Annotated in this window: 11 protein-coding genes; 1 reads left to right on the forward strand and 10 read right to left on the reverse strand. The window is 65.8% G+C overall.

The window, feature by feature from the left end; translation table 11 throughout:
- Positions 1-5: 5 nt before the first annotated feature.
- The gene (locus CSW59_RS10340) at positions 6-797 is read right to left on the reverse strand and encodes an ABC transporter permease (protein WP_099443964.1); all 792 of its coding nucleotides are present in this window, start codon (positions 795-797) and stop codon (positions 6-8) included.
- A 373-nt stretch (positions 798-1170) separates the two neighbouring features.
- On the opposite strand from CSW59_RS10340, the gene CSW59_RS10345 reads away from it, so the two are divergent.
- Positions 1171-2802 (forward strand): hypothetical protein, encoded by a 1632-nt coding sequence (locus CSW59_RS10345; RefSeq protein WP_236632201.1) that lies wholly within the window; start codon positions 1171-1173, stop codon positions 2800-2802.
- 44 nt (positions 2803-2846) lie between these two features.
- Here the strand turns inward: CSW59_RS10345 and CSW59_RS10350 are convergent, their stop codons facing one another.
- The 9 genes from CSW59_RS10350 to CSW59_RS10390 are packed head-to-tail and all read right to left on the reverse strand — an operon-like array spanning position 2847 to position 12044.
- Positions 2847-3959, reverse strand: a complete 1113-nt coding sequence (locus CSW59_RS10350) for a chemotaxis response regulator protein-glutamate methylesterase (RefSeq protein WP_099443966.1) — start codon at positions 3957-3959, stop codon at positions 2847-2849.
- Between the two features lie 2 nt (positions 3960-3961).
- Entirely contained in the window at positions 3962-4822 is an 861-nt protein-coding gene (locus CSW59_RS10355) for a protein-glutamate O-methyltransferase CheR (protein ID WP_099443967.1), read from the reverse strand.
- A 32-nt stretch (positions 4823-4854) separates the two neighbouring features.
- Positions 4855-5331 carry a chemotaxis protein CheW gene (locus CSW59_RS10360; RefSeq protein ID WP_099443968.1) on the reverse strand — a complete coding sequence of 159 codons (477 nt, stop codon included), beginning with the start codon at positions 5329-5331 and terminating at the stop codon, positions 4855-4857.
- Complete coding sequence (locus tag CSW59_RS10365) at positions 5328-7136, reverse strand: methyl-accepting chemotaxis protein (protein ID WP_099443969.1); 1809 nt, start codon at positions 7134-7136, stop codon at positions 5328-5330. The genes CSW59_RS10360 and CSW59_RS10365 overlap by 4 nt, the downstream gene beginning before the upstream one ends.
- A 58-nt stretch (positions 7137-7194) precedes the next feature.
- Entirely contained in the window at positions 7195-8874 is a 1680-nt protein-coding gene (locus CSW59_RS10370; RefSeq protein ID WP_099443970.1) for a methyl-accepting chemotaxis protein, read from the reverse strand.
- A 17-nt stretch (positions 8875-8891) separates the two neighbouring features.
- Positions 8892-9380 (reverse strand): chemotaxis protein CheW, encoded by a 489-nt coding sequence (locus tag CSW59_RS10375; protein ID WP_099443971.1) that lies wholly within the window; start codon positions 9378-9380, stop codon positions 8892-8894.
- Between the two features lie 14 nt (positions 9381-9394).
- Positions 9395-11365: a chemotaxis protein CheA gene (locus CSW59_RS10380; RefSeq protein ID WP_099443972.1), complete on the reverse strand. Its 1971-nt coding sequence runs from the start codon at positions 11363-11365 to the stop codon at positions 9395-9397.
- Positions 11362-11727, reverse strand: coding sequence for a response regulator (locus tag CSW59_RS10385; protein ID WP_099443973.1), 366 nt, complete (start codon positions 11725-11727; stop codon positions 11362-11364). The genes CSW59_RS10380 and CSW59_RS10385 overlap by 4 nt, the downstream gene beginning before the upstream one ends.
- Positions 11724-12044: an STAS domain-containing protein gene (locus tag CSW59_RS10390; RefSeq protein ID WP_236632202.1), complete on the reverse strand. Its 321-nt coding sequence runs from the start codon at positions 12042-12044 to the stop codon at positions 11724-11726. Before CSW59_RS10390 ends, CSW59_RS10385 begins: the two co-directional genes overlap by 4 nt.
- Positions 12045-12215: the final 171 nt, after the last annotated feature.

The following is a 12215-nucleotide window of genomic DNA, read 5'->3' on the forward strand; positions in this document are numbered from 1 at the left end:
GCCTCCTACAGCCAGAAGACCACGCGCTTGCGGAACATGGCCAGCAGCGTCAGGGCGACCAGGGCCAAGACGCCCGTCGTCCCCAGAACCCATATCCACTCGTTGGCGGCGGGGGCATGCCCCAGCAACGGCGCGCGCAGTAGCTCGACCTGGTGGGTCAAGGGATTGAGCTCGACCATCTTGCGCCATTTGGGGCTGATGTTGTCGGCCGCCCAGAACACCGGGGTGACGTAGAACAGCAGCTGCACCACATAGCTCATCATGTAGGCCACGTCCCGAAAGCGCGTGGATGGAATGGCGATGATGAAGCCCTGGAAGCAAACCAGCAGCAGAACCAGCGCCACGGCCGGGATCAGCGTCCAGTGGGGCACGACGAACTTCTGCAACAACAGCATCACCACCCAGAACGCGATCAGCTGGGTCAGGAAGTTGGTGGCCGCCTTCTGGGCGTGGAGGAACACGTAGAAGGTCAGGGGCAGCCGCTGGCTCTGCATGAGGCCCGCATTGTAGAGGAAGATCGCCTGGGCCTCGGCGATGGTGGTGCCCACCAGCGACCAGGCCAGCAGACCCGCCAGCACCAGCGGGAAGCTCTTGGACATGTCCACGCCCATCAGGGCGCTGACCACGATTGTCAGGGCGAATGCGATGACCAGCAGGTTGCAGGCCATCCAGAACGGCCCGAGCACCGAACGCTGAAAGCGGGAGACCGTCTGGTCCAGCCCCAATCGCCACCACAGGGGAGTGAGACGGACACCGTCCGCAACATCCTTGAGGGCCGCCATCAAAGGGCTCGACATGCGGATCCTTCCTCGGGGCCCATGGTCAGGGCGGAATTCAACATCATCGCGACGGAATCAGGGCGGTTGATACACACGATCGTCGGGTTGCGACGCCTGTCGGCGCCGGCAAGGCGCCTGCTTACAGAGCGCCGCGCGCGGCGACAATGGTTCGACGCATCATCAATCGTGGGTCTCCGAGAATACCGCGTCGCCTTTACGGCAAATTCGCACATTCGGGCCATGGTGGCGCGTAACCCTCTGCGGCGATTTCATGGTCTCTTCTTCTTTGGCGGTCTCCGCCTCTTCCGCGCTCTCGGCCGACGATCGGACGAGCGCCTGCCTCGAGGCAGCGCGTAGCGCGATTGAAGGACGCTTTCTCGAAGTGGGCGACGTGCTGTCGCGCGCCGTGGACGGCATGAGCGCGCTGATCACCGCGCTGGACCGCATGAAGGAAAGTCTCGGTGGCGACAGCGTCGCAACTGCCGCGCGTGAACTGGGGGAGGCCTCGGACACACTGCGCCGGCTGCCGCAAAGCCTGGAGGGGCGTCTCGATAAATTGGGCGACCTGGTGAAGGTTGGCGCACAGCTGAACAAGTGCATCGAGGATATGCACAAGCATCTGGCCTATCTCCGGGTGTTTGGCGTCAATATCAAAATCACCTCGGGTGGCATCGCCGCAGCGGGCCCGGAGTTCGCCATCTTCGCTCAAGAGATCTGCGACTGTATCGAACTGGGGCGCACCCAGCTTGATACGTTCCGCGCCGACCTGGGCGCGTTGGACTCCGACCTGCGCCAGGCGCTGACCCAGGAAGGCGCCCTCGCCCGTCGCTGCGACGATCTTCTGCCCGCAGTGCCCGACTCTCTTGTCGCCCAGGTCTCCGCGATCACGGCCCACCAGAGGCGGATCAGCGAAATCACCGAGAAGGTCGCGAGCCTGGCGCGCGACGTGCGCAAACAGGTAGGCTCGGCGCTGGCGGCGCTGCAGATCGGCGACATCACGCGCCAGCGGATAGAGCACGTGCAGTTCGGCCTCGCCCTTCTGGACGCGCCGGAAGTCCGCGCCCTTCCCGCCGAGGCCCACGCGCGGCTGTCCACATTCCTGCACAAACTGCTGACCGCGCAACTGAACGCCACCACGCGGGATTTCCGCCAGGCCGTCTCCCGCATCGGTCTCAACGTCGGCGCCATGGCCGCCGACGCGAGCGAGATCCTGCGCCTGCGCGACCATGCCGAGAGCCAAGGCGGCGAAGGCAGCTTCCTGCGCGACCTTGAGGCCAATGTCGGCAAGGCCTTCGCTCTGGTTGACGACATCGAGGCGGGCGAACGCTCCGCCGAGACGGTCAGTCGATCCGCCGCCCGCTCGGCCCGAGACCTCGCCGCCCAGATCGCCGCGATTCAGAACATGCGCGCCGACGTCCAGATGATGGCGATGAACACGACGCTGAAGTGCTCGCGCATCGGCGAGACTGGAAAGCCCCTCGGCGTCATCGCGATCGAGCTGCGTCAGCACGCCACCCACCTGGAAACCTCGGCCGGCCACACCATGGCGGCGCTGGAGGCGCTGTTCGGATCGACGTCCGACGAGGCGATGGATGACAGCGAGGTCCTGGAGCGCCAGGCCAGCGCGGCCTCGGCCGCCGCCGAGGCGCTGCGCGACGCCGTCGAACGCATTCGCAAGACCGGGGACGAGGTGGAAGGAGACCTCGCCAGCGCCGCCCATCAGGGTGGCGAGGTGGTGGACATGCTCAAGCAGGCCGCCGCCCGTTTCGATTTCGACCGACAGGTGGGCGGATATCTGGACGAGGCCTTGAACCTGTTGAAGCGGGCTATGGGCGACCAGGGCCCCATAGACGATCTCGCGCCGGTCCTGGCGCCGCTGATGGCCAGACTGTCGCGCACCTACACCATGGCTCAGGAACGCGAGGTCCATGCGCCGTTCGCCGACCAGGTCGGCGAGGTTCCCGAGCTAAACCCACACGCCCAGCCCCCCGCCGCCCAGAGCGACGACGAGGTGTTGTTCTAGGGGCCTTCCGATCCAATAGCCGTTTCACGGTTATTGGAGACGGCCTAGCGCTTCGACGCTTTCAGGATCTCGGCGGCGATCTGTTGCAGCGGGACAATGCGATCGACGCAGCCCAGAGCGATCGCTTCCTTGGGCATGCCAAAGACGATCGAGGTCGCCTCGTCCTGAGCGATCGTAAAGGCGCCAGACTGCTTCATCTCGTCGAGACCGCGCGCGCCATCATCCCCCATGCCGGTCATAATCACCCCGACCGCGTTGGAACCGGCCGAGCGGGCGGCCGAGCGGAAAAGGACGTCCACGGAGGGCCTGTGTCGCGTGACGAGCGGGCCGTCCTTGACCGAGACGTAGTATCGGGCGCCACTGCGCTCCAGCAGGGTGTGCTTGTTACCGGGCGCGATCAGCACCCGTCCGCGCAACACGGTGTCGCCGTCCTCCGCCTCCTTGACCGAAACGGCGCAGACGCCGTCCAGCCGCTGGGCGAACGAGGCGGTGAACCGCTCGGGCATGTGCTGGACAATGACGATGCCGGGTGAATCCGGCGGCAGGGTTTCCAGCACCGCGCGCAACGCCTCTGTGCCGCCGGTGGAGGCGCCCATGCAGATGATGGTCTCGGTGGTTCGGGCCATGGCCTTGCCGCCCGGCGCGGCCTTGGGCGGGGGCGGCAGCATGGCGTCGGCGGTCAGCTTCCGCTCTGGCTCGTAAAGCTGGCGAGAAAGCGCCACCGGCGGACGGCGCGCGCCGGAAACCCGAGCGCTGGCTGCAGCCTTGACGGCGTCGCAGATCCGGATCCGCGACTCCATCAGGTGCTCGGCCACACCGACCTTCGGCTTCAGCACGATGTCCACCGCGCCAGCCTCCAGCGCCTGCATCAGGGTTTCCGTGCCGTCCTCCACCAGAGACGAGCACATGACCACCGGCACCGGATGTTGGGCCATCAGCTTGCGCAGGAAGGTGATGCCGTCCATGCGCGGCATCTCGACGTCCAGGGTGATGACGTCGGGCACTTCGTCCCGGATGCGGCGAGCGGCTACGAAGGGGTCGGAGGCCACGCCAATCACTTCGATCTGCGGATCGGATTCCAGCACCGTCGCCAGCGTCTGACGCACGGTGGCGGAGTCGTCGACGATCAGGACCCGAACTTTTCGATCAATTGGCACGGCTAGGGCTTCTGGAACACGGTGTTGGCGACCTGCCGGACGGGGAGATCCAACCCGACGATCGATTCAGAATGGCCGAGAAACAGATAACCGCCAGGGACCAGATGGTCGCAGAGCCGCGTCAACACCTTGGCCTGGGTCGGCTTGTCGAAATAGATCAGGATGTTGCGACAGAAGATGATGTCCATGTCCCGATCGACGGGATAGGCGCCATCCATCAGGTTCAGCCGGCCAAACGAAACCTTGGAACGCAGCTGGGGTCGGATCCTGACCTCGCCCGCCGCGCGATCCCTGGACTGCATCAGATACTGCCGACGCCGCGCCATGGAGACAGGCTCGATCATCGACTCCGGATAACGGCCGGCCAGGCCCTTGGCCAAAACGTCGGTGCAGATGTCCGTCGCGAGAATGGCGTAGTCGAGACCGGAGCGGTCGGAGACGAAGTCCTCCAGGACCATCGCCAGCGTATAGGCCTCCGCGCCGATCGAGGCGGCCGCGCTCCAGATCTTGATCGGCTTGCGTCGCCGCTCGGCCAGCGTCGGGAGTCCCTTTGTCTCCAGAAAATCGAAATGGGAGGGCTCGCGAAAGAACTCGGTCTTGTTGGTGGTGACGACGTCGATCAGGTGCACCGTCTCGTCTTCGAGACCGCCGCCCTCGAACAGGAATTCGCAATAGTCGTTTAGGTTGGTGTGGCCGTAGGTCCGCATCCGGCGACGCAGCCGCCCCTCGAGCATCGTCTGCTTGGTGGCCGGCATCTTGATGCCGCTGTAGGCGTGGATGAATGCCGACAGTCGCGCGAAATTCCGCGCTGACAGCTGATCGTGCTGCGGGTCCATGGCCTGCGCGAGGGGGAATTGCGACACGTGTTTTCTTCCCTCCAGCGCTCTCGCGCCGTCTAGGCGGCTTGAGCGATCAGCGCGGCGTCTTGGCTGGTCAGCAGCCGCGGCAGGTCAAAGATCACGACAAAGCCCTGATCGCGCCGGACCACGCCCTTGATGTACTCTGAGCGCCAAGGCACCCCGATGTCGGGCGCGGCCTCGATCTCGCCCGGCTCAAAGGTCGCCACCTCGATCACCCGATCGGCGACCAGGCCCAGGGACAGGATGCGATCGTCGACTGGAACGTCCAGCACGAGGATCCGCGTCGCCAGGCTTGGCGGCACGCGGGGCAGGCCCAGCTTGGTCCTCAGATCCAGGGTTGGCGTCCCCCTGCCCCGCACATCGGTCAGTCCCAACAGATAGGCGGGACCTTCCGGAAGGGCCGAGGGCGCGCTGTAGTCCAGGATTTCGCGGACAAAAGCGACCGGCACGGCGAACACCTCGGCGCCCAGGCCCAGCGTCACGCACTGTCGCTCAAGGAAGACTTCGCTCACGCGACATACTCCTTGAAGTGGTTGTCGTCGTCGTCAGGGCCTCCGCTGGTCAGGTCCAGAGCGAAGCCCGCGGCGCGGGCCTGCTGCGTCGCGACCGGTCCGCGGCCAGGAACCTTGCCTTTCGTCATCGTCTTGGCGACGGCGGGGGCGGCGCGCTTCATCGCCGGGCGGACCGGCGCGCGACGGGCCTGAACGCTGCTGTCAGTGCGGAAGTAGGCGATCGAGGTCTGGAGCTCCTCGGCCTGCGCGGCCAGCTCCTCAGACGTCGCCGACATCTCTTCCGAAGCCGAAGCGTTCTGCTGGGTGACGCGGTCCAGTTGCTGGATCGCCTCGTTGATCTGGCCGGCGCCGATATCCTGCTCGCGGCACGCGGCGCTGATTTCCGAAACCAGCTCGGCGGTCTTGCGAATGTCAGGCACCAGCGTCGTCAGCATCTCGCCGGCGGTCTGGGCCGCCTTGACCGTGTCGCTCGACACCGCGCTGATTTCGGCGGCGGCCGTCTGGCTGCGTTCGGCCAGCTTGCGCACTTCCGAGGCGACCACCGCGAAACCGCGACCATGCTCGCCGGCGCGAGCGGCCTCGACGGCGGCGTTCAGCGCCAGAAGGTCGGTCTGACGGGCGATCTCTTGCACGATGGTGATCTTCTCGGCGATGGTCTGCATGGCGACGACGGCCTTACTGACCGCTTGGCCCGAGGTCTCCGCGCCGATCGCCGATTGCCGCGCGATTTTCTCGGTCTGGTTGGCGTTGTCGGCGTTCTGCTTGATGTTAGCGGCCATCTCTTCCATCGAGGCCGAGACCTGTTCGAAGGCTGAGGCCTGTTCAGTCACGCCCTGGCTCATCTGCTCGGCGGTGGCCGAGAGCTCCTGACTGCCGGACGAGACGTTCTCCGAGGCCGAGATCGCGTCCGCCACGATGCCTCGCAGCCGATCAACCATCCGTTCCAGCGCCAGCCCCAGGACGTCTTTGTCCGACAAAGGTTTCACTTGGATGGTGAGATCGCCGTCAGCGATGCGGTCAGCGATCGCCGCCGTGTCCTTCAGGTTCGAGGACATGTGGTTGATTGTGTCGACTAGGTCCTTGATCTCGTCGTTGGTGTTGACCTTGATCTGTTGATCGAGGTCGCCTTGGGCGACGGCTTCAGCCAGAGCGGAGATGGCCTTCAGCCCCTTGCTGATGTTCATCGCGATCCAGGTCGCGGCGGCTGCGGCGGCCAGTATCGCGGCGACGACCAAGCCGATCAGGATGTTCCTGAGGCGAGCGAAATCGGCGTCGGCCTTGGCGACGGACGCCTCGAGTTGCTTGTCGGAGGCCACCACCAACGCTTCGACCTGCTCGCCGATTTCGGCGGCCAAGCGATGAGCCTCGCCATTCGAAAGGGCTATCGCTTCGTCACGACGCCCCTGCTGGACCAGCTCCCGCAGTCGATCATCGACGGTCTCGAAGCGTTTCCAGGAGTGGTCGAGATCTTCCCACCTCGAGCGGGTGTCGGAGGGAACTTGATCAAGGGTCTTGGCCATCAGGTCGTCGAAAATCCGCCGATCCTCGTCGATCCGTCGCGAGAGGGCGGCGATCTCCTGCGGATTATCGGTGGTCAGCATGCTCTTCTCGGCGCGGGTCACGTCCAGCGCGCGGATATTGAGCTGCTGGGCCGCCTTCAAACGCCCGGCCGGGCCGGCGACCAACGCATCCATCTCCTGGTTCGCGGTCGCCAGTCCGTTGAGGCTGAACAACGAGGTCCCGATCAGGAGAAGGATCAGGAATCCGAAGGTCAGGGCTAGCTTGAGCTTGATGGTCAACCGCATAGGACGTCCCTCATGATTGGGAGGCGAGGCTCTTAGGACCTCGTCGGGGCGTTAAGCTTCAGGCGTACTCACGGAAATCGGCGTCATCAGCGTCGGGCCCGCCGCTGGTCAGATCCAGGGCGAAGCCGGCGGCGCGGGCCTGCTGGGCCGCGACCGGACTGCGTGCCGACGTCTTGGCGGCGGGCTTGGCCGCCGTCGACGCACGTCGCGCGGCCGGCCGGGCCGCCGGACGACGTCCCTGCCCCGTGCTGTCGGTGCGGAAGTAGGAGATCGAGGTCTGGAGCTCCTCGGCCTGGGCGGCCAGTTCCTCAGACGTCGCCGACATCTCTTCCGAGGCGGCGGCGTTCTGCTGGGTGACCTTGTCCAGTTGCTGGATCGCCTCGTTGATCTGGCTGGAGCCGATGTCCTGCTCGCGGCAGGCGGCGCTGATTTCCGAGACCAGTTCGGCGGTCTTGCGAATGTTCGGCACCAGCGTGATCAGCATCTCGCCGGCCGTCTGGGCGGCCTTGACCGTGTCGCTGGACACCGCGCTGATCTCGGCGGCGGCGCTCTGCGAGCGTTCGGCCAGCTTGCGCACTTCCGAAGCGACCACCGCGAAACCGCGGCCATGCTCGCCCGCGCGAGCGGCCTCGACGGCGGCGTTCAGCGCCAGCAGGTCGGTTTGACGGGCGATCTCCTGAACGATGGTGATCTTCTCGGCGATGGTCTGCATGGCGTCGACGGCCTTGTTGACCGCCTGGCCCGAAGTCTCGGCGTCCTGGGCCGACTGCCGCGCGATCTTCTCGGTCTGGCTGGCGTTGTCGGCGTTCTGCTTGATGTTGGCGGCCATCTCTTCCATCGAGGCCGAGACCTGTTCGGCGGCGGCGGCCTGTTCGGTCACGCCCTGGCTCATCTGCTCGGCGGTGGCCGACAGTTCCTGGCTGCCCGACGAGACGTTCTCCGAGGCTGAAACCGCGTCGCCCACGATCCCGCGCAGGCGCTCGATCATGATGTTCACGTGGCCCAGCAGATCACCGATCTCGTTGCGCGAGGCGATCTCGACCGTCTTGGTTAGATCGCCATCCGCGACAGCGCGAACCGCTTCGGTGGCCCGGGTCAGGCCCTTGCTGACCAGAGCGGCGATGTAGAACGCCGCGCCCGCTGCGGCGAGCAGCGACACGACCGACAAACCGATCAGGAGGTTGCGGGTGGCGGCGAAGTGGTCGTCGGCTGCGGTTGCGGCAACCTCGAGCTGCGACTTCGACAACTTGACCAGTTCTTCCCCGCGTTCGTTGGCTTCGGTGACGATCCTGCGTCCCTCGCCCATCGACAGGGCGGCCGCGCCGGCGTCGTCGCCCGCGAGGGCCAGCTGCGCCACCTTGCTATGCAGATCGGTTAGCTGCTCGAAAGACTCGCCCAGCGCTTCCCACTTGGGCAGCCCTTCAGCCGTCGCCAGGCCCTTGGTCTTGGTCAGAAGCGTATCGAACGCCTCGCGTTCCTTTTCGAAGGACGCCTCAAGCTTCCGCACCTCTTCGGGCGAGCCGACCATGATCATGTTCTTCTCGGCCCGCACCATGTTCAGCAGGTGGACCTCGAGTTCAAGCGCGGCTTGAAGACGCGCTGTTGGCCCCTGGATAACCGCGTCCATCTCCTGATTGGCCTTCGACAGGCTGTTCAGGGCGAACAGATTGCCGGCCACCAATAGTAGGATGATGAACCCGAAGGCGACGGCGAGTTGCAGCTTGATGGTGAGACGCATGGAAGGACTCCGGCCGCTCAACGGGCTTGGGGCGGATGCAGGGATGTGACCGAGGCCGACTGACCCCGAGCGGCGAAAATCTGGTCGAGGTCGGGGATCACGATCAGGTCCCCGTCGCGCCGGGCCAGCCGGCGGATGAAGTCGGTGCGCCAGCGCAAACCGATGCGCGGCACGTCCTCAGTGGTGTCTTCAGTGATCGTAGTGACCTCGTGCACCTTGTCGGCGCGCAGGCCGATGAGGGCGGGCTCGCCGTCCAGCGGATGCTCGATCACTACGATCCGGGTGTCGATGGTCGGGTCCCCGCGCTCCATCTCGAAGGCGAAACGCAGGTCGACGAGCGGAATAATCCGTCCACGGAAATTTATGACGGCGCCGACGAACGGCGGCGCGCCCGGCACCTGCGTCTCCGGTAGCAGATCCAGGACCTCGCGGACCAGGCTGGCCTCAAGGGCGAAGGTTTCGCCTTGCAGGTCGAAGGTCAGGGCCTCGATGGCGGGTTGGCTCATGTCGCGCTTCTCCCTTAGCCCGCCACGCGCATCTGGGCGTCGTGGCGTTGGCCCAGCTGGACCAGGGTCGGGATGTCAAGGATCAGGGCCACGCCGCCGTCGCCCAGGATCGTCGCGCCCGAGAAGGCGCCGACATCGGCATGGAAGCTGGACAGCGGCTTGATGACCGTCTGGTGGTCGCCCAGGATCTGGTCGACGACGAGGCCGACGCGGTCCTGGCCGGTCGAGACGACGACGATCTTCTGATGCGGATCCGGCGCGCTGCCGGTCTTGAACTGCTCGCGCAGGCGGATGAACGGCACCAGCTCGTCGCGCAGGGTTATCAGGCTGCGTCCGGTCGAGCGCAGGTCCTGGGCCGGCGACAGCTCGACACATTCCTCGACATTGGCCAGCGGGATGACGAAGCGGCTGGAGCCGACGCGAACCAGCAGACCGTCGATGATCGCCAGGGTCAGGGGGATGCGCAACGAGACCACCGAGCCCTCGCCGGGATTGCTGGTGATGTCGAGCGCGCCACGCAGGCCCTCGATGGTCTTCTTGACAACATCCATGCCGACGCCGCGGCCCGATAGGTTGGTGATGGTCGCCGCCGTCGAGAAGCCGGGCGCGAAGATCAGGTTCAGGAGTTCGTTGTCGGTCAGGACCTGACCGGGCGTGATCAGGCCGTTCTCCTCAGCCTTGGCTCGCACGCGATCGCGGTCCACTCCGCGCCCGTCGTCGGTGATGGTGATCAGCACCTCTGCCCCGGACTGGCGCGCCGAGAGGCGGATCAGGCCCGCCTCGGGCTTGCCAGCGGCCAGGCGCTGCTCGGGAGTCTCCAGGCCGTGATCGGCGGCGTTGCGGACCAGGTGGACCAGCGGATCGGCCAGGCGCTCGATCACGGTCTTGTCGAGCTCGGTCGTCTCGCCTTCGATCTGCAGGTCGATCTTCTTGCCGGTGTCGTTCTGCAGGTCGTGGATCAGGCGGCGGAAGCGCCCGAACAGCTGGATCACCGGCACCATGCGTACGACCATCATCGTGTCCCGCATCTCGGCGGCCAGGCGCTCGATCTCCTCGGCGACGGCGCGCAGGGCGGTATCGAGGCTGGAGGAGGCCAGCTGCTTCAGGCGGGACTGGGCGATGACCAGCTCGCCGACGCGGTCCATCATCTCGTCCAGCCGCTCGGCCGGGACGCGCACGGTCTCGCCGCCGGTCTTAGCGGCGCGGGTGTCCTGGGCGGCGTTCGTCTCGGCGGGCTTTTCGGCTTGCGCCGTGGACGCGGGCTTGTCGTCCTGGGCCGCGATCGTCTCGGCTGGCTGCGAGGCTGTCAGCTCCTCGACGTCCAGGGTCATCTCGTCGATGACGAAGATGAAGACGTCGTCGATGGCTTCGCGGCCGTGCGGGGTGGTCAGCAGGACCTCCCAGGCCAGGCGGCACTCGGTCGGGATCAGGTCCTCCAGCGGCGGCACGTCGTCTGTGACCACCCGGACCCGGCATTCGCCAAGATCGCGCAGCTCGTCGAGCAGCGGCAGGGGACGGGCGCCGTTGACCAGGGCGTCCGCGGGCAGGCTGAAGCGTATCTTCCAGATGCGAGCGGCGGCGTCGGCAGGCTCCGCCGCTGCGACGGGCGTATCGCCGCCCTCGACGGCGGCGTGCAGGTCGGCCAGAAGCGCCTCGCCGACGCCGGGTTCGACCGTCCGCCCCTCCGCCAGGGCGCGCATGTGGTCCTGGGCGGCCAGGACACAGGCGACCAGACGCGGCGAAGCAGGAACCTCGCCCTTGCGCACGCGGTCGAAGGCGGTTTCGCAGTGATGGGTGAAGGCGGCCAGGGCGTCGAAGCCGAACATCGCGCCCGACCCCTTCAGGGTGTGCAGGCCTCGAAAGACCGCGTCGATCAGATCCCGATCCCCCGGACGATGCGCCAGGTCGAGCAAACCTTGCTCGACTTGCTCCAGAAGCTCCTGGGCCTCCTGACGGAACGTCTCGATGGGATCGAGGCCACTCACTTGGCGAGGACCTTCTTGACGACCCGGACCAGTTGATCGGGCTCGAAGGGCTTGGTCAGCCAACCGGTGGCGCCGGCCGCCTTGGCCTGGGCCTTGACGTCGGCGTCGGACTCCGTGGTCAGGAAGATGATTGGCACACCAGCGCCCGCAGGCCGAGCGCGCAGCTCGCGGATCATCGTCAGGCCATCCATCACCGGCATGTTGAGATCGGTGACGATCAGGTCGAAGCCGCCGGCGGAAGCCTTCTCCAGGCCTTCGGCGCCGTTGGCCGCCTCGGTGACGCCGTAGCCCTCGCTGCTCAAGGCGATCTTGATCGCCGCGCGGATGCTCGCCGAGTCGTCGACGGTGAGAATGGCGCTCATGATTGTGTCTTTCCCCCGACCCAGAAGTTCACGCGGTCGGCGTCTTCCGGGTCCAGGAAGCCGCCCCGTTGCAGGACCTGAAGAAGGGGGCCCTCGGCCGGCTTCTCCAGACGGATCACCTGGCCGCGGTCGGCCGCCGTGCGCCGCGCCGCCTCCAGAAGTTGAGCGAATGTCAGGTCGACTTCGGTCACCTCATCGAGGCCGATCACGACAGGCGCGCCTTGTTCCATCGCGCCAACCAAGGCGGAATAGCGCTCGGAGATCACACCGATAGTCAGACTTCCTGAAAAGCTGACTAACTTTTCCGAATATTCCAACACCAAGCCCCCGCTCATGTGGAAATATATCCCCGCCACAAAGGCAGGCATATTCACGTTGATACAGTGCGATGTTCAATCTTAAATCGAGGTAAAGATAGGCAAGGCTGGACGGCGACATTCCGTCACATGCGGCACAGCACCACATAACTTAAATAACAGCGATACTTG

This window comes from Caulobacter sp. BP25 (assembly GCF_002737755.1).
Lineage (GTDB): Bacteria > Pseudomonadota > Alphaproteobacteria > Caulobacterales > Caulobacteraceae > Caulobacter.

Excerpts from the sequence above, each read along its gene's own strand:
- CSW59_RS10340 (WP_099443964.1), bottom strand. The coding sequence starts at position 797 with ATGTCGAGCCCTTTGATGGCGGCCCTCAAGGATGTTGCGGACGGTGTC.
- CSW59_RS10385 (WP_099443973.1), bottom strand. The coding sequence starts at position 11,727 with ATGAGCGCCATTCTCACCGTCGACGACTCGGCGAGCATCCGCGCGGCG.
- CSW59_RS10375 (WP_099443971.1), bottom strand. The coding sequence starts at position 9,380 with ATGAGCCAACCCGCCATCGAGGCCCTGACCTTCGACCTGCAAGGCGAA.
- CSW59_RS10365 (WP_099443969.1), bottom strand. The coding sequence starts at position 7,136 with ATGCGGTTGACCATCAAGCTCAAGCTAGCCCTGACCTTCGGATTCCTG.
- CSW59_RS10370 (WP_099443970.1), bottom strand. The coding sequence starts at position 8,874 with ATGCGTCTCACCATCAAGCTGCAACTCGCCGTCGCCTTCGGGTTCATC.